The organism is Parvibaculum sp., from assembly GCF_002684405.1.
GTDB lineage: Bacteria > Pseudomonadota > Alphaproteobacteria > Parvibaculales > Parvibaculaceae > Parvibaculum.
Genome location: NZ_NYVD01000053.1, coordinates 1 through 20,659, shown reverse-complemented (window position 1 = coordinate 20,659; position 20,659 = coordinate 1). Strand labels below are relative to the sequence as shown.

The following is a 20,659-nucleotide window of genomic DNA, read 5'->3' as shown; positions in this document are numbered from 1 at the left end:
ACCCCTGCCGCTGACGCAGGACGAAATTCCGCTTGAAGGGCATGCCGTCGAGGCCCGTCTTTATGCCGAAGACCCGGCCAAGAGTTTCTTTCCCTCCACGGGCCATCTCGTTCGGCTGCGCATGCCGCAGAACCGGCCCGAGATCCGCACCGACATGGGCGTGCGCAAAGGCGACGAAGTAACGATGTTCTACGATCCGATGATCGGCAAGATCATCGCGCATGGGGCAGACCGTCATCAGGCCATCGGCGCGCTTGCGAACTTCCTGAGACAGATGGAGGTTGCGGGCCCCAAAACGAATCTGCGCTTTCTGGAGCGCGTCATGTCGTCGGAAGCCTTCCGCGCGGCGCATCTCGATACCGGCTTCATCGACCGTCATATCGAGGAGCTCGTGCCGAAGGGCCCGGCGCCCGCCGAGGTAATCGCGCTGGCAGCGCTTGGGCATTTGCTGGCGCGGGATGAGCGGCAGTGCGCGCAGCAGCTCGAAACCGCGGAACCTCATTCGCCCTGGGCGGCGAATGATGCCTTCGTGCTGGGCGGCCATCGCCGCGAGGTGCTGAGGCTCGAATGCGACGGCGATACGCTGATGGTGGGCGTGGAGCCCTCGGGTGAGGGTTGGCGTATTCAGCCCGAGGGCGGGGAGGCGCTTGTCGCGTCCGGCACGCTTTCGGCGGATGGTGCCTTGCTGGCGACAGTCGGCACGCGCCGTCTCCGCGCCGGGTTCGTCGCGCAGGCGAAAGGCTTTGTCCTGGTCCATGAAGGTGCATCCTACGGTTTCGATCCGCATGACGCGCTGGAGGCTGACGATGCGGCGGAGGGTGGTACCGGCGCGGTGACGGCGCCCATGCCGGGCAAGGTCATTCAGGTGGCGGTAAAGCCCGGCGACCGTGTGAAGAAGGGTTCCGCGCTTGTCGTGCTGGAAGCCATGAAGATGGAGCAGACGCTTTCCGCCGCGTCTGACGGCGTGGTCGCCTCGGTCAATGCGGGCGAGGGCGATCAGGTGGATGGCGGCGCGGTGCTTGTCACCTTCGAGGAAGAATAGACCCGCCCGAAAAGACGGGTGACAGGACGCTCTCTCCATGTTGAGGTTTAAGAAAAACCGGGAGGGAGAAAACAATGCGGCGCGATATCGAATTCAAGACCGAAGACGGCGTGACACTTCGAGGCTGGTTCTACCAGGGCAAAGGAACGAAGGGCCCTGCGCCCACCGTCGTGATGGCGCATGGCTTTTCCGCCGTGAAGGAAATGTATCTCGGCGATTTCGCTGAGTTCTTCGCGGAGGAGGGGATTTCCACGCTCGTCTACGATCACCGCAATCTGGGCGATAGCGATGGCTCGCCGCGCGGACATATCGATCCGCGCCAGCAGATCGACGGCTATCGCGATGCGATCACCCATGCGCAATCCATGGACGAGGTCGATGCGGATCGCATCGGCATCTGGGGGTCGAGCTATTCCGGCGCGCATGTGCTGGTCGTCGGCGCGATCGACCGGCGCGTCAAATGCGTCGTCTCGCAGGTGCCTCTGGTGGCCGGACTGGAGTCCGCGCGCCGGCTTATCCGTGGCGATCACTGGGCGATGCTGCGCGCCGGTTTCGAGGCGGACAGGGCGGCGCGTATGCGTGGCGAGCCGGGCGCGCGCATGCCGGTGGCCGCGCCCGAAGGAGAACCCGCCGTATTGCCGACGCCGGATACCTATGAGTTCTTTACCGAGTTCGCAAAGTCGAATGAGAGCAAATGGGAAAACGACGTGACGATGCATTCCGTCGAGCTTTTCACGGAATATGAGCCGGGCGTCTATGTTCCACGCATCTCGCCGACGCCCTTGCTGCTCATCGCGGCGACGGGAGATCATCTGACGCCCTACGACCTCACGGCGAAGGCCTATGAGGAGGCGCTGGAACCGAAGAAGTTTCTGTCGATCCCCTGCAAGCATTTTGAGGCCTATACCGGGGACAACTTCAAGATGTCCGCACCGGTGCAGAGAGAGTGGTTCAAGACGCATCTTTGAACCATGTCCTCGGTTGCGGCTTTCGCGCCGAAAGGCATAATCGGGCGCCATGACCCTTCACCTCTTGAAACTATGCGTCGGCGCCGAAGACGTGGACGATCTGCGCGGCTGGCAGGCGGCGCGGCTCGCCGACAAGAAGGCACGTGGCGAGGACCCCGTTCTCGCCCATGTGACGCGCATGGTGCCCAAGCGGGCCGACGAGCTGCTGGATGGCGGCTCGCTCTATTGGGTGATGAAGGGCGTCATCCGCTGCCGGCAGACGCTTCTTGATATCGAGCCCTTTGTGGACGGGGAGGGAACCCGGCGCTGCCGCCTCGTCCTCGACCCGGAGATCGTGCTGACCCAGCGCCGCGAGAAGCGCCCGTTTCAGGGCTGGCGCTATCTGGAAGCCGCCGATGCGCCCCGGGACGCCGCCACGGGCGGGGATGTGGAGGAAATGCCGGAGGAGATGCGCCGCGAGCTGGAGGAGCTGGGGCTTCTCTGAGCGTATTTCTGAGTGCATTTCCGGCGGAAATCGCCATTCCCGAATGGTTCGCTTAACCGCCCTGTGCCATATTGCGCGCTGATTTAACGCCCGCCTTCAAAGCCCATGCAGCGCTATAAAAATCCCATCCGCTGGTTCGTCCTCGTGTCGCTCTTCTTCCTGATGTTCCCGGATGTGGATATCTGGGTGTCGGGCCTCTTCTATTCGCCTGAAAGCGGCTTTTTCTGGCGTGACGCGGCGCCGATGCGCTTCGTTTATGAGGGCATCCATTTCGTCACGCGCTGGCTTTCCATCTTCCTGCTGGGCAGCCTTCTGGTCCGGCTCATCGTGGCCTGGGTGCCGCGTCTGCGGTCGCGCTATGCGGCGTCGCCCGCCGGGGCCGCGTCGCGGCGGATCGAGCGCCGCGTCGGGGCGGCGGTGGATGCCTCGCTCATCTTCCGCATGGGCGCGGGCGCATTGCGTGCGGTCAAGGGTGTCTGGCGGGAAGTCTGGGGCTTCATCAAGGGGATCGCCCATAGCGTGTCGACGGCGAAGCTTGTCTATCTTGCGCTTTGCATGGCGCTGGGGCCGGGCCTTGTGGTCAATACGATCTTCAAGAACGAATGGGGCCGGGCACGGCCGCATCAGATCGTGGAGTTCGGCGGCGCGGATCAGTTCACGCCGGTCTGGGTCATTTCCAACCAGTGCGTGAAGAATTGCTCCTTCGTCTCCGGCCATGCGGCGATGGGCTATTACCTGTTCGCCTTTGCCTTCCTGGCATTTCCGCCCTTGCGGCGCAGCCTGTTCGCTCTTTCCATGGTCGCGGGCTTTGCGGTGGGCATGGTGCGCGTCATACAGGGCGATCATTTCCTCAGCGACGTGATCCTGCCCGGCTTCTTCGTCTTTGCCGTTTGTGCGGCGCTCTATGAGCTTTTCGTCGCCCGCGGCTGGCTTGCGGATGCGCGGTCGCCCGGACGCTACTGAGGCGGCTTATACCGGCATATTGTCGATCAGGCGTGTGCGGCCGATTTTGGCGGCGACGAGGATGCGCGCATCGCCATGCGCCTTGTCGTCCTCGAAGGGGGCCAGCGACGCGGCGTGACGGATTTCCAGATAGTCCAGCGTGTCGAAGCCGGCGGCGAGAATGCGCTCTCCGCCTTCCTTTACCGCCTGTGAAACGGGCGTGCCGCCGGCGGCCATTTTTGCCGTCTCACGCAGGATGACGTTCAGTTCGCCCGCAATCCTGCGTTCTTCCGGCGAGAGATAGACGTTGCGCGAGGACATGGCGAGGCCGTCCGCCTCGCGCATGATGGGGCCGCCGAGGATTTCCACCGGAATATTGAGATCGCGCACCATGCGGCGGATGACCATGAGCTGCTGCCAGTCCTTCTCGCCGAAAATGGCGATGTCGGGCAGCGCGGCCAGCAGCAGCTTGGAGACGATCGTGGCGACGCCTGCGAAATGGGTGGGACGGAAGCTGCCTTCCAGCGGTTCGGAGACGCCAAAAACGCTGACCGTGGTGGAAAAGCCCTCCGGATACATTTCCTGCGCCGTGGGCGCGAAAATGAGCGAGGCCTTGTCGGCCAGCGCGTTCGCGTCCGCTGCTTCCTGACGGGGATAGGCGTCGAGGTCCTCATGCGGTGCGAATTGGGTCGGGTTCACGAAGATCGACACGACGACATGGTCGGCCTTTTCGCGGGCGAGATCCACCAGCGACAGATGGCCTGCATGGAGCGCCCCCATGGTCGGGACGAGCGCGACCGTCTCGCCCTTCATGACCCAACCGGCAACCGCGGCGCGAAGGTCTTCTATCGAGCGGGCGACGGGCAGGGCGTAGCTGTTCGTGTCGAGCGCCATATTCGTGTTCCCCGAAAGGCTGTGAGTTCTGCCGGACAATAGGCAGGCCCCGCGCTTCGTTCAATGGCGTTGGGCCTTGGGCGCAGGATAAGGCATATCCGGCATGCGACCGTTGGGCCGCTTCCAATCGGGTAAAAACGGACTACATATTGGCTATGTCCAAAATCGCGACCAGTCTTGCCGTTCTTGTCTCGCTCGCCCTTCCGGCGGTGCCGGCCCGTGCGGTCGATCTGATGTCGGGCGGGAAGCCCGGATCGGCTGCCTCGCCAAACTATCCGATGCCGGAAACCAAACCCTCGACGGCACCGGAAGTGAAGCCGCGCAAGAATTACATTCCAGGGCATCCGAGCAAATATGGCGGTTATGTCCGCGGCCGGTATGAAGAGGGGCCACCTTTGCCGCCGCTTGCACCGGGCGAGAAGTCGCAAGGCTATGTGCCGGGGCATCACGATGCGGACGGGCGCTATATCCCCGGTCATCCCAAATAGAAAACCACGTGTTTGTGCCGTTTCCGAACGGAAGCGCACGGGCTTGGGCGTCCCGCTCCGCAACAAGTTGACGAGCGGTGCCCGGCGCTCGCAAACTCCGGTAATCGATTCCCATTTATGTGGCGTTTGCGGGGGCGAATGAGCCAGAGCGAAGGGCGGAATGCCGCCCATGTCATTGTTCTAGGCAATGAGAAGGGCGGGTCGGGCAAGACCACCACCGCCATGCATGTCATTGCGAGTCTGCTTCATGAAGGCATGCGCGTCGGGTCCATCGACCTCGACAGCCGCCAACGCTCGCTTACCCGTTATGTGGAAAACCGCAAGGCCTGGTGCGATGCCAATGGCGTGAAGCTTGCCATGCCGGATCATCGCGTGATCGACCGCTCCAAGGCGGCCACCGTGGCCGACGCGCAGGCGGAAGAACAGGCGGCTTTCGACGCGGCTTTCGGGGAGCTGGCAAGTGCATGCGATTTTATCGTCATCGATTCTCCGGGTACGGATAACTACCTGTCGCGCGCAGGCCATGCCGTCGCCGACACGCTGATCACGCCGATGAATGACAGTTTCGTCGATTTCGACCTGTTGGGACGCGTGGATCCGCAGACCTATCAGCTCAAGGGGCCGAGCGTTTACAGTGAAATGGTCTGGGAAAGCCGCAAGCGGCGCGCGATGAAGGATGGTGGTCAGATCGACTGGGTGGTGATGCGAAACCGCCTGTCGCATGTCGATGCCAAGAACAAACGCCGCGTGGAAGCCGTGCTCGAAACGCTTACCGAGCGTATCGGGTTTCGCCTTGCGCCGGGGTTCGGCGAGCGTGTGATCTTCCGTGAGATGTTTCCCTCCGGCCTGACCTTGCTGGACCTGCGCGATGGCGGGGTGGACCAGCAGCTGTCGATGAGCCATGTCGCCGCGCGCGCGGAGATCAGGGCTCTGTTCGATATGCTCGAATTGCCGATCGGAGAAAAAGGGGATGGCGGTTCGTCGGAGAATATGCGCGCCGCTGCGGCCTCGGGCTGATCAGCCGCGGTCGTTGCGCGCCGTCCTTATGCCCGCGGGCAGCGACCAGTTGGACGGCGGAATGGCAACGCAGGAAATGTTCTGACGCGAAAGGCGTCCGCAGGCCGTGCTGGCCGATTTCTCACCGTCGAAACCACCGAAGCGCGAGCGGTAAAGCGTGCGGTTGTCCGCCGTGCGCACGGGGATCGTCACAGGTACGGCGGCGTCGAGCTGGTCCGGCGCGGCGCGAATGGCGCGGCGAATGCTTTGCACGGCATCCGACTGGTTGGAATAGGCGCCGATCTGGATGACCCAGGTGCCTTCCGGGATGAGTGGCGCGCCCGCTTGCCAGTTCTGTTCCGCAGCGATAACGCCCGCCGTCTGCTTGACGACCGGTGCGCGGGGCTGCTCGCCGGTGCTGGCATGGGCGGGGGTCACGAGCATGCTGCCCAGGCTTTCGCCGGCCTTGGCGACAGGGCCCTTGGCCTTGCGATAGGCGGCCACGGCGAAGGATTTGACGTCCTCGAGCGATTTCTCGCCACTATCCTTCTCGGTCTGTGCGGATGCGAGTTCCGGGTCGGGTAGCGGGAGGATGGTATTGTCTGCGTAGGTCTCCTCATCCGGATCCGCGCTGTCGTCTTCTTCAAGCAGCGAGGCAAGCTGCATACGGTCCTCGTTGCTGACAAGGTTCACCGGGCGGGCAATCGGCTGAGGGATGTTCTTGACCATGGCAGAGGCGAGGCGGGTGTTCCCGTCCGCCCACGCGACGGCGCGCGGCACAAAGCGGTCCAGAAGGCCCATCATGCGCCGGTCGCGGGCCTTGGAGGTCTTGCCGCCCATCACCACGGCGATGACATAGCGATCGTCGCGCTCGATCGTGGCCGTCAGGTTGAAGCCCGAAGCGCGCGTGTAGCCGGTCTTGATGCCCGTCGTGCCGCGATAATGGTACTTGGTCAGCAGGTTGTTGTGGTTCTTGTAGCGGCGGCCGTTATAGGCGAAATATTTCCGGCTGAAGAAGTGATAATATTGCGGGAAATCGAGGCGCATGCGCTTGGCGAGGGTTGCCTGGTCGCGCGCCGTCGTCCGCTGGTAGCGGTTGGGCAGACCGGAAGCATTTTTGTAGGTGGTGTTCTTCATGCCGAGCCGATGCGCCGTCTTGGTCATCAGCTTGGCGAACTCATACTCCGTGCCTGCGATCTTTTCGCCTACGGCGGCGGCCACATCGTTCGCCGATTTGGTGACGAGGGCGAGGATGGCGGATTCCACCGAAATGCTGCGACCCGGCTTGATGCCCAGCCTGGATGGCGCCATGCCGGCGGCATGCCGGGAGAAGACGACGCGGTCGTTCAGCTCGATATCGCCCTTCTTCATTTTCTCGAAGAGGATGTAGAGCGTCATGATCTTGGTCAGCGAGGCAGGGTAGCGCTTCGCATCGGCATGGCTCGAATAGAGCACCTTGCCGCTGAAGGCGTCGATCACGATGGCGGATTGCTTGGGGGCCGCCTGCGCGGTGCCGGCGTAGGTGCCCGAGAGGGCGATCGCGCAGAGGATAAGAAGGGACAGGGCAATATTAGGCAGCAAGCGGCGCCGAATCGTTTCGTTCGCGCCGAGCTTCTCAGCTTCGGACTCCGGTGCTTCGCTCGCTGATACGCGCATGACCCATGACCCCGACTCGAGAGCCGCCCCCCTATGGGTCGCCCCTCGTTACTTCCCCTGAATACTGTAGCCGAAGAAACACAGGCGAGGAAAGCCCCGCGCGGTATCCGATGCCGGATAATCCCAGATTCTTCGGCACTTACAGGCTTGTTCCAAGGGTAAGGGCGAAATGTTACCCGATGGTTAACTTGGTTACTCTTTTCTTAACCGGCAGATTCGAGCAGCCTTTTCCTTCGCTATTTACCGTAAATCCTCAAGAAGGCGGGTGTCGCGGGTAAGAGCCGCCGGGGAGGCATGTAAAGGAAAAATGAAAACCTTTCCCATAGCGTCCCGGGGGAGGGATTCCCGTTTCATGGGGAAAGGATCTTCCGCGCAAGCGGTAAATCGCGCCGCCCGGGGCTTGCGCCGCACCGTTCCGGGCTGATTTGCTGGGGATAAAGCCAATCGGCCTTTGAATTTCCCGGCGTTCGCCTATGTAATAGGAACCAGGAACCGGTTGTCGGGGTGCTTTGCGCAAGCGTCGAGTATCCCGCAACATTTACGGGGTCGGCCGGTTAAGGAGCAAACTGATGCAGCCGGCGGTGAGTGACTGGCAGGTAAGGGCGCGGGTAAGGGCAATGTCCTACGAAAAAGCGTCAGGCGAGAGAATGTCTGACGATAACAGGCCGGACGATGATGACGGGGATGCCGGAACGGGCGTCGTTACCCGCACGAAGCCCAAAACCAAAAAACCCTCGCTCTACAAAGTTTTACTGTTGAATGACGATTACACTCCCATGGAGTTCGTCGTTCATATTCTGGAGCGGTTTTTCAACAAGGGGCCTGAAGAGGCCATGAAGATCATGCTCCATGTGCATCAGCACGGGGTGGGCGTCTGCGGTCTCTACACCTATGAGGTGGCCGAGACGAAAGTGACGCAAGTGATGGACTTCGCGCGGCAGCATCAGCATCCGTTGCAATGCACGATGGAGAGAGAGTAGCGTTTTTGCATGTAGCGTTGAGCGTCCGGGAGGCGCCTCAGCAGAAGGGAAGGTCTAAAAGTGCCGACATTTTCTCGTAGTCTCGAAGATGGCCTTCACCGAGCGCTCGCCCTGGCGAATGATCGCAGTCACGAATATGCGACGCTGGAGCATCTCCTGCTGGCGTTGGTGGACGATCAGGACGCAGCCGCTGTCATGCGCGCCTGCAATGTCGATGTCGACCTCATCCGCCAGCAGCTCACCAATTACGTCGATAACGAACTTTCCAGCCTGGTGATCGAGGATGGCGACGACGCCAAACCGACGGCGGGTTTCCAACGCGTCATCCAGCGCGCGGTCATTCATGTGCAGTCGTCGGGGCGCGAAGAGGTAACCGGCGCCAATGTGCTTGTCGCCATGTTCGCCGAGCGCGAGAGCCATGCCGCCTATTTCCTGCAGGAGCAGGACATGACGCGCTACGACGCCGTGAATTACATCAGCCACGGCATCGCCAAGCGCGCCGACATGAACGAAACCCGCCCCGTGACGGGCGCGGGCGAGCAGGCGGAGGAGGGCGAACGCCAGCGTAACGGCAAGGAACGCTCCTCGACCGAGGCGCTGGACGCCTATTGCGTGAACCTCAACGAGAAGGCAAAGGCCGGTAAGGTCGATCCGCTGATCGGCCGCGAGCGCGAGGTCGAGCGCACCATCCAGATCCTTTGCCGCCGGTCGAAGAACAATCCGCTCTTCGTGGGCGATCCGGGCGTCGGCAAGACGGCGATCGCGGAAGGCCTTGCCAAGCGCATTGCCGAGGGCGATGTGCCGGATGTGCTGAAGGACGCGACCATCTTCTCGCTCGACATGGGCACGCTGCTGGCGGGTACGCGCTATCGCGGCGATTTCGAGGAGCGCATCAAGGCGGTCATCAAGGAGATCGAGGCCTATCCGGGCGCGGTGATGTTCATCGACGAAATCCACACCGTCATCGGCGCAGGCGCGACGAGTGGCGGGGCGATGGATGCCTCGAACCTGTTGAAGCCGGCGCTTGCCAGCGGCACGCTGCGCTGCATCGGGTCCACAACCTATAAGGAATACCGCCAGCACTTCGAGAAGGACCGGGCGCTTGTCCGCCGCTTCCAGAAGATCGATGTGGCGGAACCGAGCGTGGCGGACTCGATCAAGATCCTGAAAGGTCTCAAGCCCTATTTCGAGACCTTCCACAAGATCCGCTACACCAACGACGCCATCAAGACGGCGGTGGAGCTGTCGTCCAAATACATGCATGACCGCAAGCTGCCCGACAAAGCGATCGACGTGATCGACGAGGCGGGTGCCTCGCAGATGCTGCTGCCGGAATCGCGCCGCAAGAAGACCATCGGCGTGAACGAGATCGAGGCCGTGATTTCGACCATGGCGCGCATTCCGCCGAAATCCGTGTCGAAGAACGATACGGAGAAGCTGCGCGATCTCGATACCGAGCTGAAGCGCGTGGTGTTCGGGCAGGATAATGCCATCGATGCGCTGGCCGCTTCGATCAAGCTTGCTCGCGCGGGCCTGCGCGACGGCGAGAAGCCCATCGGCTCCTATCTCTTCTCCGGTCCCACCGGCGTTGGCAAAACCGAGGTGGCGCGCCAGCTTGCATCCATCATGGGTGTGGAGATGCTGCGCTTCGACATGTCGGAATATATGGAGCGGCATACCGTGTCGCGTCTCATCGGCGCGCCGCCCGGCTATGTCGGTTTCGACCAGGGCGGTCTCCTGACCGATGGCGTGGATCAGCATCCGCATTGCGTGCTGCTGCTCGACGAAATCGAGAAGGCGCATCCCGATCTCTTCAACATCCTGTTGCAGGTGATGGATCACGGGAAGCTGACCGACCATAACGGCAAGAAGATCGACTTCCGCAATGTGGTGCTCATCATGACCACCAATGCGGGCGCGTCGGAAGCCGCCAAGAACGCCATCGGCTTCGGGCGGGCCAAGCGGGAAGGCGAGGACGAGGATGCGATCAAGCGTCTCTTCACGCCGGAGTTCCGCAACCGTCTCGATGCGGTGATCCCCTTCGGCCAGCTGCCGGAAGCCGTCATCGCGCAGGTCGTCGAAAAGTTCGTCATGCAGCTCGAGGCGCAGCTTGCCGACCGCAACGTCACCATCGAGCTGATGCCCGAAGCCAACAAATGGCTGGCCAATCGTGGCTATGACGAGCAGATGGGCGCAAGGCCGCTTGCCCGCGTCATCCAGGAGAGCATCAAGAAGCCGCTGGCGGACGAGGTTCTCTTCGGGCGGCTCATCAAGGGCGGCCACGTCAAGGTCGGGGTCGATGCCGAGAAGGACGAGCTGTCCTTCGATATCGAGGAAACCCCGTCCAAGGCCAGCGCACCCAAGCGCAAGCCCGGCCAGAAGAAGGGCGGCGGCAGGTCCGGCGATTCCGGTCCGAGCGATACGGGATCGGGCGATTCCGGCGGCGGCAGCGTGCCGAAGGTTCCGCTGCTCACCGAGTGATCGCGCCTAGCGGGAAATATGGAAAGGCCGCCGAGGAGATTTCTCTCCGGCGGCCTTTTTCATAGTCTGGCGACCGCAGAGCGGAAACCGAAATACTGGACCGAAAAGGGGGAGGAAAGATTGAGTGAATTCGAGGAAAGCATCGCGGGTGCCATGAAATGTCTCACCGACTTCATGGCTGCCTTCAATGCCGGCGATGTGGAGGCGTGGGAGGCGACGCTCAACTATCCGAGCGTGCGCATCGCCTCGGGCGAGCTCGTTATCATCGACAAACCCGGCTGGCATCCCCGCGACATGTTCGAAAAGGGGCTCGGCGTGGACTGGGCGCGCTCCGGCTGGGAGCGGCGCGAGGTTATTCATGCCGGTCACGACAAAGTGCATTTCGATACGCGTTTTGTGCGTTATCGTGCCGATGGCAGCGTCATAGGGCATTACGACTCGATTTATGTCGTGACCCTTCAGGACGGACATTGGGGAGTAAAGGCGAGGTCCAGCTTCGCCCCGTAATGTCCTCGCAGCCGTAAACAAGAACAGACCTCCAGGGAGAGATTTCCGATGATCGGATATGTAACGGTAGGCACGAACGACCGCGCGCGGTCCAAGGCGTTTTACGAGCCGCTGATGGCCGAGATGGGTGCGAAGGAGCTCATGGAGAGCGATCGCTATACCTTCTGGGGTACCGGTCAGGGGCCCATGCTGGGGGTGTTCGTGCCTTACGACCAGCAGGAAGCCAAGCCCGGCAACGGCAATATGGTGGCGCTGGCCATGCCCGACCGCGAGTCGGTCGACAAGATACACGCCAAGGCGATGGAACTGGGCGCGCCGGACGAGGGTGCGCCGGGCGAGCGGATGCCGACCTTCTATGGCGCCTATTTCCGCGACCCGGACGGCAACAAGATCTGCGTCTTCAAGATGGGCTAAGGCTTTCGCTTTTCGCGATATCGAACCCCGGCAGGCGACTGCCGGGGTTTTTCATTGTCCGGGCGCGGCGGTGAAAGCGGGGAGGGTGAGGAGGCAAAGACAGGCGGCAAGCCGGATCGTCTTCGTCTCCTCCCTGACCGTCAGCTCGCGCCGGTCTCCTTCAGGCGGAAGATCCGGGCGTCGATATCGGACGAGAAATAGATGTCGCCATCTGGCCCCACCGAGACGCCGGTCGGAACATAGGATGACGGCACTTCAGCGGGACCTTTGAGGCCGATGGGCAGGTCGTCACGCAAAACCTCTTTGGTACCGCTTTCCGGATCGACGGCGACGATGCGTTTCGCCCCGACCTCGGCAATGATGAGTTTGCCGTCCGGTGCGATGTCGAAGCCTTCGGGGGCATCGAGATCGGCGACCAGTACGGTTCGCTTCCCGGTTTCAGGGTCGATGCGCGAAATGACGCCGCCTTCGGTCTCGCTCACATAGATGGAGCCGTCGCCCGTTGCCATCATGTTTTCGGGGCCTTCGAGGCCGGTGACGATCTCGGTGCGTGCGTCGGAATGTTCCGGATCCACCATGAGAAGGCGGCCCTTGGCATATTCGGCGACGACGATACGGCCATCCGTCATGGCAATGGCGGAACTCGGCGTGATGAACCCGTGCATAAGAGCAATGGATTTACCGGCTTCCTGATCGAAGACCTGCACGGCGCCGGAGGTGAGCCCGGCCACGGTGACATGGCCGTTGGCGACGGCGACATTGAGCGGGTAGTCGATATTGCCGCTCCACATCCGGGCGATTTCCTCCATCCGTCCGCTGGCGAGGTGAAGTTTCCGGAAGGCGAATCCGTCGGCGATATAGAGCACATCCTCGCCGCTTTCATTGGCGCGCGCGATGCCGCCTGCGAGGGCCAGCGGCCCGGAAACGACGGTCCGGGATTTCCCCGACCTGGTATCCACCGCGATGACGGCATTGTCCGCCATATTGGTGATGAAGAGATTGCCGCCATTGTCGAAGGCGAGGTTGTCGATGGACGGTTTCACTTTCGCCACGACCTCTTTCGATCCGCCCGCGGGATCGACGCGCACGACTTCGCCGCGCTGCGTATCGACGGCGTAGAGTGTTCCATCCGGGCTGAAATTGGCTGCGGCGGGAATGCCGAAGCCGGTGGCGACGACATCGAGCGTGGCCTTGTCCACGTCGACACGGGCGATCTCGCCCTTGTCCCAGAGCGGTCCATAAAGTTTTCCGTCCGGTCCGAAATCGAAACCGTTCAGGCCGCCCATGCCTTCCATGATCTTGCGCGCTGGTTTCTTGCCGGTGGGGTCGATCTCGTACAGCGCGTCGCCCAGAAAGACCTGCGTTGCGAAAAGGCGTCCGTCATCGGTCCAGGCGATGGAGTTGATGCCGGGCAGGCCTTTGGCGAGCATCGTTACTGTGCCGTCGGGTTTGCGGGCGTAGATCTTGCCGTCGATGAAGGCGGTCCAGGCGAGCGTGCCGTCCGGGCCCTGTTCCAGATCGTCCGCCATGCCTTTGGGCGGGCCTTCATAGACGGAGGTGGCGCCCGTTTCCGGATCGATCTTGTAGATGCTGCGGCCGATCACGCTGCCCGCCAGCATGGTGCCGTCCTTTTCGACGGTGATCCCATGAATGCCGTGAAAGGGCGAGGGGCCGGTCACTTCTTCCAGCGAATAGCGCTGGGCGGGCGTATCCTTGTTTTCGTCGCAGGCGGCCAGTAGCAGGGCCGACATGGCCGTTACGCCGACGGCCAATGCCGTTCTTCTCATCGTCTTCATCTTTCCCCCACGTACCGCGGTCTCTTTATTATCCGCAGCCCCCGCGAAAGCCGGTCTCAGTCGAGAGCGGCGATCACGCGTTCGGCATGTTGTTTCAGAACATTCGTATCGGCCATCTGGCGCGCATGAAGTTTCAGGTCGATCCCCTCCGCACGCGGAATGATATGCGTATGGATGTGGAACACGGTTTGCCCGGCGGGTGCGCCGTTAAGCTGTGCAATCATGATCCCCGGCGCGTCGAAGGCCTTCTTCACCGCCGCGGCGATCTTCTTCGTCGTCTTCGCCATGGCGGCCGCATAATCGGCATCGAGGTCGAAGAGGTTTTCCGCCTCATATTTCGGGATGACCAGCGTGTGGCCTTCCGTCTGAGGCATGACATCCATGAAGGCAAAGGTCATGTCGTCTTCATAGACCTTGAAGCAGGGTGCCTCGCCACGAAGGATTTTCGCGAAAATATTGTTCTTGTCATAGGCCATGGATCAGAAGTCGTCCTCTTCGCGTTGCATTGCGTCGTTATCGTGCCGAAAGGGGGCGTATTCGCCAAGCGTTTCGATGTCGTGCTCGACATATTGGCGCTCGCGCTCCAGATATTCGCCGACCGCGTTTCGGAAGCTTTCATTGGCGATCCAGTGTGCGCTGTGGGTGCGCGAGGGGACGTAGCCCCGGGCGAGCTTGTGTTCGCCCTGCGCGCCGGCCTCGACCCGTTTCAGCCCCCTGTCGATGGCGAAGTCGATCGCCTGATAGTAGCAGCACTCGAAATGCAGGAAGGGGTGGTGCTCCACCGCACCCCAGTTGCGTCCGTAGAGCGCGTCGGAGCCGATCAGGTTCAGCGCGCCGGCGATATAGCGGTCGTCGCGCTTTGCCATGATGAGCAGAATGTCTTCGGGCATGCGTTCATTGACGATGCTGAAGAAGGAACGGGTGAGATAGGGCGAACCCCATTTGCGCGCGCCCGTATCCATATAGAACATGTAGAACGCGTCCCAGTGGTCCTCCGTCAGGTCGCTGCCCGTCACCCATTCGATCTCGATGCCGTTTTCCAGCGCGCGCTCCCGTTCCTTGCGAATGTTCTTGCGCTTGCGCGAGGACAGTTCGGCCAGGAAGTCGCTAAAGCCCTCATAGCCGCGATTGTGCCAGTGGAATTGCTGGTCGGTGCGTTGCAGCAGGCCCCGTTCGCCCAGATAGTCCCATTCCTCTTCGGTGAGGAAGGTCATGTGCAATGACGAGGTGCCGAGGCGGTTGCCGATCTCGATGCCGCCTGCGATCAGCGCGTCCCGGGCGGCGTTCATGGTCGGGCCCGGCGGCACCAGAAGCCGCCGCCCCGTCACGGGCGTGAAGGGGATGGATACCTGCAATTTGGGATAGTAGCTGCCGCCGGCGCGCTCGAAGGCGTCCGCCCAGCCATAGTCGAAGACATATTCGCCCCGGCTATGGCTCTTGAGATACATGGGCATGGCGCCGGCCATGTTGCCCGCGCCGTCTTCGAGCAGCAGGTGGTAGGGCATCCAGCCGGTTGCGCGCGTGGCGGAGCCGCTTTCCTCCAGCGCGGAGAGGAAGGCATGGCGCAGAAACGGGTTATAGGGCTCGTCGGGCGGATTGGCGCAGGCGTCCCATGCCGCCGGATCGACTTCCGACAGGCTGTTTACCGCTCTGATAATGGCTTGTTCCGCGTCACCCATGCCCTGAATCTAAACGACCGGCACGCGGACGCAAAATCCCGTTATGGCAAAGTCGATCACGATCAGGCGATCTCCACCACCGCCTCGATCTCGGTCGTCATCTGGAAGGGGAGGCTCATCATGCCCACGGCGGAGCGGGCATGGCGGCCCTTGTCCCCGAAGATTTCCACCAGCAGGTCGGAGGCACCATTGATGACGGTGGGGTGCTGGTCGAAATCGGGGGTGCAGTTGACGAAGCCGGTCAGCTTCACGATGCGCGTCACCCGGTCGAGATCGCCGCCGCAGGCTTCCTTGAGCTGGGCGATCACGTTGAGGGCCGTCAGGCGGGCCGATTTGGCTGCCTCCTCGGCGGTATGGTCGGCGCCGACCTTGCCGATATATTCAAGTCCGTTCGGCCCGACGGGCCCTTGTCCGGAAATGAACACCTGATTGCCGGTGATGACGAAGGGGACATAGCTGCCGGCGGGCGCAGACGCCTTGGGCAGGTCGATCCCGAGTTCCTTGAGCCGCGTCTCGATCTGTCCAGCCATGTCATTCTCCCTTTATCGCGTGTTTGCACCGACCGCCTTTATAGCGAAACCGCCCCGGCCCGGCGAGGGCTGTTTGCCAAGATGACGCCTGTGCAGAGCGGTGTCGAAAGCTTATATTTCCAATCATAACGGATGCCATTCAAGGATGATGCGCCATGCGGGAAGTTACATTCGCGGCCACACAGATGGCCTGCACATGGGCGCGGGACGAAAATGTCGACCGCGCGGTCTCGCTGGTGCGGGAAGCGGCGGAAAAGGGCGCGCAGGCGATCCTCCTGCAGGAACTTTTCGAGACCCCCTATTTCTGCGTAGACCAGAAGCCGGAGCATTTCGAGCTTGCCGCCGAGGCGATGGAGCATGAGCTCATCAAGCGCATGCAGGAGCTGGCAAAGGAACTGAAGGTCGTCCTGCCGCTTTCCTTTTTCGAGCGCGCGCATCATGCCCATTTCAATTCGCTGGTGATGATCGACGCGGATGGCGAGGTGCTGGGCCTTTATCGCAAGAGCCATATTCCGGACGGGCCGGGCTATCAGGAGAAATATTACTTCTCGCCCGGCGATACCGGCTTCAAGGTCTGGGATACGGCCTATGGACGGTTCGGCGCGGCGATCTGCTGGGATCAGTGGTTTCCGGAGTCGGCCCGCTCCATGGCGGTGCAGGGGGCGGAGGCGCTCTTCTACCCCACGGCGATCGGCTCGGAACCGCCACCGGCGCCGCCCATCGACTCGCGCGATCACTGGCAGCGTGTCATGCAGGGCCATGCGGCGGCGAATATCGTGCCGCTGGTGGCGTCGAATCGTATCGGGAAGGAAGTCGGCGAGGAATGCGAGCTGACGTTTTACGGCTCGTCTTTCCTGGCCGGTCCGACCGGCGAGATCGTGGCCGAGGCCAGCTGCGACAAGCAGGAAGTCATCACGGCGACATTCGACCTGGACGAAATACGCAAGCGCCGCGTCGGCTGGGGGCTTTTCCGCGACAGGCGGCCGGAGCTCTATCATCCGATATCCGCGCATCACGGAAAGCCGTGAGGTCGGCGTTTCGCGTCACTCGTGCATGGTGAAGGGCACGATGCGCGGGCGCTGTTTCTTGGCGCGGTACATGGCGCGGTCGGCGCGATCCATGAGGTCGTGACCGTCCGTTTCGCCATGATAGGTCGCCGTGCCAAGACTTGCCCTGACCGGCAACTCGACGTTCGAATAGACAGCCTTCAGCGAGTTGATGCCGCGCACGATGTCGCGGGCGCGTTCTCTGGCGGGGCGGATGTCGGCGCGCACGAAGATCAGGGCGAACTCGTCGCCGCCCAGACGCGCGGCGAAGTCGGTCGCGCGGACGCTTCGCTTGAGATAGGCTCCCACCGCGCGCAGAACTTCATCGCCTGCCGCATGGCCGTGCTCGTCATTCACCGCCTTGAAGCCGTCAAGGTCGATAAAGGCGAGGACGCCGGTTTCGTGATAGCGCGCCGCGCTCATCAGATTGCGGTGAAGGATGTCCTGGAAGCCGCGCCGGTTGAGAAGGCCGGTCAGTTCGTCGGTCTGGCTCAGCGCTTCCAGCCGGTGGACGCGCTCATTGAGCTCCATGATGCGGTTTTCCGCTTCCCGCGCATAGGCAAGCGCGCGTTCCATCAGATGGCGATCTGCGCCGCTGGAGGGGCTTGCCGACATCATGTCGTGAAAGCGCGCGGTCAGTGAATCGGATCTTTCGGCCACGACTTCGGGCGCCGCATAGCTTCCCATCGCCCCCAGATGATTTGTTCGTGCCATCTTTGTGTACCCCCAATCAGGTCCCTCGTACCCTTGCCACGGGACCAGTCCTGGATTTCAGCCTGAACGGTAGGAAGCAAGCATCTTGCCAAAGGTGAAACACGCGGTTTTCTGCGGAAAAGTGTCGGCAAGGTTTCGGCAGGCAGGCAATTGCTGCCGGGTATGGTTCGTCTTGCTGGGAAGTTGTTTCCTTGACACGCGCGTATGGATCGCCACTCTCGGGACATTACGGCGTTCCGCCTCATGGCGGGACAAGGGAATCCGGTGCGTTTTCAAGACAAGGCCGGAGCTGCCCCCGCAACTGTAAGCGGTGAGTGATTGCCCATGATTTGCCACTGATGCCGACGCATCGGGAAGGCGGGCCATCGCATCGATCCGTGAGCCAGGAGACCTGCCGTAATCAAGATGATGTTCATTCCTCGGGCGGGGTGCCCCGAAGGCTGACGGCAGGCGGTGCCATCTGTTTTCCTTTCAGGCCTTCATGCATTCCCCCGACGAGAGCCCGGGTGGGGCGGAAAGGAAGACTTAAAGATGAATGATAACCGGCAATGGATTCTGTTCGGTGTCCTTGGCGCGGCGAGCGTGGGGCTGAGCTATGTGTTCACCTGCGCGATACCGTTTGCGGCACTGGCAACAGTCGCCGCTTTGAATATGAACCGCCGCGACGCATTGCTGCTTGTCGGTGCGGCGTGGGGTGTCAATCAGGCCGTCGGTTTCGGCCTTCTCGGCTATCCTCTTGCGACGAGCACGTTGCTTTGGGGCGCTGCGATCGGTGCGGCGGCTCTGTTGGCGACGCTCACCGTCTTCCAGGCACGATCCGTCATTTCGCGCTTCGGCGGCCTCGGCTCTGCGGCGCTTGGGCTGATAGCGGCCTTTCTCGCATATGAGGCGGTGCTTTATATGATGGCACTCGCCATGCAATCGGGCTTCGGTGCCTTTACAAGCGAGATCATGCGGGAAATGTTCGCTGTGAACGTACTCGCGCTGGCGGGGCTCGTGGCGCTGCAAAAGATAGCGGCGTATGCCGGGATACAGGGATCCGGGCGCGGAACGCCTCACGCCGCGGGTTAAATCTCGATACAGGCCGGTCGATCTCTCTGTCCGTCAGGCGGTCACGAGATCGCCCGGCCTGTTTCCCTTGAAGAAGGCGTCGAGATTGTCGAGCGCGCGTTCGGCCATGGCGGTCCGGGTGCTCAGTGTCGCGCTGCCGAGATGGGGCAACAGGAAGACATTGCCCAGCTCGAGATATCCCCGGTGGAAATTCGGTTCGTTGTTGAAAACGTCGAGGCCCGCCGCCGCCGGTCGTCCGGTCTTCAATCCTGCGATCAACGTCTCGTCATCCACAATGTCGCCGCGCGCGGTGTTCACCAGCACCGCATCGTCCGGTAGCAGGGCGAGGCGGTCCGCATTCACCAGCCCGCGTGTTTCGGGCGTGGAGGCGCAGTTGATCGACAGGACATCCGCGACCTTGAAAAGCGAGTCGGCCGTTTCGTGGAAGATCGCGCCCTCGGCCTCGCCGGGGTCGAGCGCGCGGCGGTTGTGGTAGTGGATTTCCATGCCGAAGGCACGGGCCTTGCGCGCCACCGATTTGCCGATGCGGCCCATGCCGAGGATCGCCATGCGTTTGCCGCTGACCTCGATGCCCAGCATGCCAGTGGGCGACCAGCTCTTCCAATCGCCCTGTCTCAGCATGCGTTCCGCCACGGGGGCGCCGCGCGCCGCGCCCAGCATCAGCAGGATGGCGATTTCGGCGGTCGCCTCGGTCAGCACATCCGGCGTGTTGGTGACGGCGATGCCGCGTGCTTGTGCGGCGGCGATGTCGATATGGTCATAGCCGACCGAGGCGGTGGCGATTATTTTTATCGAGGCGGGCAGAGCGTTTATGGCGGCCGCGTCGAGCCTGTCGGTCACCGTGGGCAAGAGGGCGTCGCAGCCTTGGGCGGCACGGACTAGCTCGTCGGTCGTCATCAGCCGATCGTCCTCGTTGAGGCGGACTTCATAGCTGTCGGCGGCGCGGGCTTGTGCCTGATCGGGCCATTTCCGGGTGATGAGAATTGTGGGGCGAGCCATTGTTCCATCCGCGATCTGCAAACCATAGATGATTGGTGTAGGCTCTCAGGCTGCGCCGGGGCAAGGCCCCGGGCTCTTGCGGGATTGAGATTCATGCACGTCAGACGCTTTCTTTTCGTTGCCGCCCTGGTCGCGGCGGGGCTTGCGGGCCTGAGTCACGGGGCCGGGGCCGCGCCTTTGCAGATGCATCGGGCGGTTTACGACCTTTCGCTGCTCAAGGCCGACACGATGAGCGATATCGCCAACGTCTCCGGACGTATGGTGGTGGAGTGGCGGGGCGGGCCGTCCTGCGACGGCTATACCTCGCTCCAGCGGGTCGTCACCGATATGCGCTCCGACGAAGGCCTTTCGCGCAACGATGTCCGCCTGAGCGCCTGGGAGGCGCTTGACGGCAAGAGTTTCCGTTATGAACGCCTGACCTATTTCAACGGCCAGCGTTCGGAAAAGGTGAGCGGGCGCGTCAGGAGCGATCCGGCGGCGGACGAGGCGTCGATCACCATTGACGGCAAACCGCCCGTGCCGCTTTCCGGCGCGGTTCTGTTTCCTGCCTCGGCGAATATCGCGCTGATCGATGCCGCGCAGGCGGGCGAAAAGATCGTCGCGCAGAAAGTGTTCGACGGGGCGGAAGAGAAGGCGACGCTTTCCACCGCTTTCATCGGCAAGCCCGTTCCGCCCGGCAAGGAAGCCCGGCGGGTCAAGATCCTGAACGCGGAAGCGGGCAAGCAGCTTACGGGGATGAAGGCCTGGCCGATGCGGGTCGCCTATTTCGAGGACGGGCCGGGCGACAGCGAACCGGAATTCCAGATGGCGTTTCGGCTCTTCCCCAATGGCGTGGTGACGAAACTGGAACTCGACTATCCGGATATGTCGCTTGCCGGGCACCTTGTGGGATTGGAATATTTCTCGCCGGGGAGCTGCTGACCTATTTTTTCGGTAGCGTTCGTCCGGAGATGATGGCGTCCTTCCCGAATT

The 20,659-nt window shown here is 62.2% G+C and carries 21 protein-coding genes and 1 riboswitch; of the genes, 13 read left to right on the top strand and 8 right to left on the bottom strand.

The annotated features are described in order from the left end of the window. From CMI59_RS04785 to CMI59_RS04770, 4 genes are all read left to right on the top strand, one after another. A partial coding sequence (locus CMI59_RS04785; protein WP_293325475.1) for a biotin/lipoyl-containing protein occupies nt 1–1,042 on the top strand: 1,042 nt, incomplete at its 5' end. A gap of 74 nt (nt 1,043–1,116) precedes the next feature. Continuing rightward, nucleotides 1,117–2,010, top strand: a complete 894-nt coding sequence (locus CMI59_RS04780; protein WP_293325473.1) for an alpha/beta hydrolase — start codon at nt 1,117–1,119, stop codon at nt 2,008–2,010. 49 nt (nt 2,011–2,059) lie between these two features. Beyond that, complete coding sequence (locus CMI59_RS04775) at nt 2,060–2,494, top strand: DUF1489 domain-containing protein (RefSeq protein WP_293325470.1); 435 nt, start codon at nt 2,060–2,062, stop codon at nt 2,492–2,494. Between the two features lie 105 nt (nt 2,495–2,599). Continuing rightward, complete coding sequence (locus CMI59_RS04770; RefSeq protein WP_293325467.1) at nt 2,600–3,457, top strand: phosphatase PAP2 family protein; 858 nt, start codon at nt 2,600–2,602, stop codon at nt 3,455–3,457. Between the two features lie 6 nt (nt 3,458–3,463). Here the strand turns inward: CMI59_RS04770 and panC are convergent, their stop codons facing one another. Further along, a complete protein-coding gene (gene panC / locus CMI59_RS04765; RefSeq protein ID WP_293325464.1) occupies nt 3,464–4,330 on the bottom strand; it encodes a pantoate--beta-alanine ligase in 867 nt (288 codons plus the stop codon). A gap of 155 nt (nt 4,331–4,485) precedes the next feature. Between panC and CMI59_RS04760 the strand changes: the two genes are divergently transcribed. Together CMI59_RS04760 and CMI59_RS04755 are read left to right on the top strand one after the other, a co-directional pair. Then, the gene (locus CMI59_RS04760) at nt 4,486–4,818 is read left to right on the top strand and encodes a hypothetical protein (RefSeq protein WP_293325461.1); all 333 of its coding nucleotides are present in this window, start codon (nt 4,486–4,488) and stop codon (nt 4,816–4,818) included. A gap of 138 nt (nt 4,819–4,956) precedes the next feature. Then, nucleotides 4,957–5,835: a division plane positioning ATPase MipZ gene (locus tag CMI59_RS04755; protein ID WP_293325458.1), complete on the top strand. Its 879-nt coding sequence runs from the start codon at nt 4,957–4,959 to the stop codon at nt 5,833–5,835. On the opposite strand, the gene CMI59_RS04750 is transcribed toward CMI59_RS04755, so the two are convergent. Continuing rightward, the gene (locus CMI59_RS04750; RefSeq protein WP_293325455.1) at nt 5,836–7,470 is read right to left on the bottom strand and encodes a D-alanyl-D-alanine carboxypeptidase; all 1,635 of its coding nucleotides are present in this window, start codon (nt 7,468–7,470) and stop codon (nt 5,836–5,838) included. Between the two features lie 647 nt (nt 7,471–8,117). Between CMI59_RS04750 and clpS the strand changes: the two genes are divergently transcribed. The 4 genes from clpS (at nt 8,118) to CMI59_RS04730 (ending at nt 11,852) form a co-directional block, all read left to right on the top strand. Beyond that, nucleotides 8,118–8,450, top strand: coding sequence for an ATP-dependent Clp protease adapter ClpS (gene clpS, locus CMI59_RS04745; RefSeq protein WP_293325452.1), 333 nt, complete (start codon nt 8,118–8,120; stop codon nt 8,448–8,450). 60 nt (nt 8,451–8,510) lie between these two features. Next, complete coding sequence (gene clpA / locus CMI59_RS04740) at nt 8,511–10,931, top strand: ATP-dependent Clp protease ATP-binding subunit ClpA (RefSeq protein ID WP_293325450.1); 2,421 nt, start codon at nt 8,511–8,513, stop codon at nt 10,929–10,931. Between the two features lie 120 nt (nt 10,932–11,051). Then, nucleotides 11,052–11,438, top strand: a complete 387-nt coding sequence (locus tag CMI59_RS04735; protein WP_293325448.1) for a hypothetical protein — start codon at nt 11,052–11,054, stop codon at nt 11,436–11,438. A gap of 48 nt (nt 11,439–11,486) precedes the next feature. Continuing rightward, on the top strand, nt 11,487–11,852 hold the full coding sequence (locus CMI59_RS04730; RefSeq protein ID WP_293325446.1) for a VOC family protein: 366 nt from the start codon (nt 11,487–11,489) through the stop codon (nt 11,850–11,852). A 140-nt stretch (nt 11,853–11,992) separates the two neighbouring features. Here the strand turns inward: CMI59_RS04730 and CMI59_RS04725 are convergent, their stop codons facing one another. The 4 genes from CMI59_RS04725 to CMI59_RS04710 all read right to left on the bottom strand — a co-directional run bounded on the left by CMI59_RS04725 (nt 11,993) and on the right by CMI59_RS04710 (nt 15,857). Beyond that, nucleotides 11,993–13,639, bottom strand: coding sequence for an SMP-30/gluconolactonase/LRE family protein (locus tag CMI59_RS04725; RefSeq protein ID WP_293325443.1), 1,647 nt, complete (start codon nt 13,637–13,639; stop codon nt 11,993–11,995). A gap of 65 nt (nt 13,640–13,704) precedes the next feature. Beyond that, nucleotides 13,705–14,124 carry an HIT family protein gene (locus CMI59_RS04720; protein WP_293325440.1) on the bottom strand — a complete coding sequence of 140 codons (420 nt, stop codon included), beginning with the start codon at nt 14,122–14,124 and terminating at the stop codon, nt 13,705–13,707. A 3-nt stretch (nt 14,125–14,127) separates the two neighbouring features. Next, entirely contained in the window at nt 14,128–15,327 is a 1,200-nt protein-coding gene (locus CMI59_RS04715) for a GNAT family N-acetyltransferase (protein ID WP_293325437.1), read from the bottom strand. A 62-nt stretch (nt 15,328–15,389) separates the two neighbouring features. Next, entirely contained in the window at nt 15,390–15,857 is a 468-nt protein-coding gene (locus tag CMI59_RS04710; protein ID WP_293325434.1) for a RidA family protein, read from the bottom strand. A gap of 155 nt (nt 15,858–16,012) precedes the next feature. Between CMI59_RS04710 and aguB the strand changes: the two genes are divergently transcribed. Further along, nucleotides 16,013–16,885, top strand: a complete 873-nt coding sequence (aguB, locus tag CMI59_RS04705; RefSeq protein WP_293325432.1) for an N-carbamoylputrescine amidase — start codon at nt 16,013–16,015, stop codon at nt 16,883–16,885. A 15-nt stretch (nt 16,886–16,900) separates the two neighbouring features. On the opposite strand, the gene CMI59_RS04700 is transcribed toward aguB, so the two are convergent. Beyond that, nucleotides 16,901–17,617, bottom strand: coding sequence for a GGDEF domain-containing protein (locus tag CMI59_RS04700; protein ID WP_293325429.1), 717 nt, complete (start codon nt 17,615–17,617; stop codon nt 16,901–16,903). A 212-nt stretch (nt 17,618–17,829) separates the two neighbouring features. Continuing rightward, nucleotides 17,830–18,031, top strand: a riboswitch (cobalamin riboswitch). A gap of 117 nt (nt 18,032–18,148) precedes the next feature. Here CMI59_RS04700 and CMI59_RS04695 point away from each other — a divergent pair. Then, nucleotides 18,149–18,688: a hypothetical protein gene (locus tag CMI59_RS04695; RefSeq protein WP_293325427.1), complete on the top strand. Its 540-nt coding sequence runs from the start codon at nt 18,149–18,151 to the stop codon at nt 18,686–18,688. 33 nt (nt 18,689–18,721) lie between these two features. Here CMI59_RS04695 and CMI59_RS04690 read toward each other — a convergent pair whose 3' ends face one another. Continuing rightward, the gene (locus tag CMI59_RS04690) at nt 18,722–19,687 is read right to left on the bottom strand and encodes a D-glycerate dehydrogenase (protein ID WP_293325425.1); all 966 of its coding nucleotides are present in this window, start codon (nt 19,685–19,687) and stop codon (nt 18,722–18,724) included. Between the two features lie 93 nt (nt 19,688–19,780). On the opposite strand from CMI59_RS04690, the gene CMI59_RS04685 reads away from it, so the two are divergent. Continuing rightward, the gene (locus CMI59_RS04685; protein ID WP_293325423.1) at nt 19,781–20,608 is read left to right on the top strand and encodes a DUF1849 family protein; all 828 of its coding nucleotides are present in this window, start codon (nt 19,781–19,783) and stop codon (nt 20,606–20,608) included. Nucleotides 20,609–20,659 lie beyond the last annotated feature (51 nt).

Bases quoted from the DNA above. Each gene is read 5' to 3' on its own strand.
- CMI59_RS04780 (WP_293325473.1), top strand. From the start codon at position 1,117: ATGCGGCGCGATATCGAATTCAAGACCGAAGACGGCGTGACACTTCGA.
- CMI59_RS04775 (WP_293325470.1), top strand. From the start codon at position 2,060: ATGACCCTTCACCTCTTGAAACTATGCGTCGGCGCCGAAGACGTGGAC.
- CMI59_RS04770 (WP_293325467.1), top strand. From the start codon at position 2,600: ATGCAGCGCTATAAAAATCCCATCCGCTGGTTCGTCCTCGTGTCGCTC.
- panC (WP_293325464.1), bottom strand. From the start codon at position 4,330: ATGGCGCTCGACACGAACAGCTACGCCCTGCCCGTCGCCCGCTCGATA.
- CMI59_RS04760 (WP_293325461.1), top strand. From the start codon at position 4,486: ATGTCCAAAATCGCGACCAGTCTTGCCGTTCTTGTCTCGCTCGCCCTT.
- CMI59_RS04755 (WP_293325458.1), top strand. From the start codon at position 4,957: ATGAGCCAGAGCGAAGGGCGGAATGCCGCCCATGTCATTGTTCTAGGC.
- CMI59_RS04750 (WP_293325455.1), bottom strand. From the start codon at position 7,470: ATGCGCGTATCAGCGAGCGAAGCACCGGAGTCCGAAGCTGAGAAGCTC.
- clpS (WP_293325452.1), top strand. From the start codon at position 8,118: ATGTCTGACGATAACAGGCCGGACGATGATGACGGGGATGCCGGAACG.
- CMI59_RS04730 (WP_293325446.1), top strand. From the start codon at position 11,487: ATGATCGGATATGTAACGGTAGGCACGAACGACCGCGCGCGGTCCAAG.
- CMI59_RS04725 (WP_293325443.1), bottom strand. From the start codon at position 13,639: ATGAGAAGAACGGCATTGGCCGTCGGCGTAACGGCCATGTCGGCCCTG.
- CMI59_RS04720 (WP_293325440.1), bottom strand. From the start codon at position 14,124: ATGGCCTATGACAAGAACAATATTTTCGCGAAAATCCTTCGTGGCGAG.
- CMI59_RS04715 (WP_293325437.1), bottom strand. From the start codon at position 15,327: ATGGGTGACGCGGAACAAGCCATTATCAGAGCGGTAAACAGCCTGTCG.
- CMI59_RS04710 (WP_293325434.1), bottom strand. From the start codon at position 15,857: ATGGCTGGACAGATCGAGACGCGGCTCAAGGAACTCGGGATCGACCTG.
- aguB (WP_293325432.1), top strand. From the start codon at position 16,013: ATGCGGGAAGTTACATTCGCGGCCACACAGATGGCCTGCACATGGGCG.
- CMI59_RS04700 (WP_293325429.1), bottom strand. From the start codon at position 17,617: ATGGCACGAACAAATCATCTGGGGGCGATGGGAAGCTATGCGGCGCCC.
- CMI59_RS04695 (WP_293325427.1), top strand. From the start codon at position 18,149: ATGAATGATAACCGGCAATGGATTCTGTTCGGTGTCCTTGGCGCGGCG.
- CMI59_RS04690 (WP_293325425.1), bottom strand. From the start codon at position 19,687: ATGGCTCGCCCCACAATTCTCATCACCCGGAAATGGCCCGATCAGGCA.
- CMI59_RS04685 (WP_293325423.1), top strand. From the start codon at position 19,781: ATGCACGTCAGACGCTTTCTTTTCGTTGCCGCCCTGGTCGCGGCGGGG.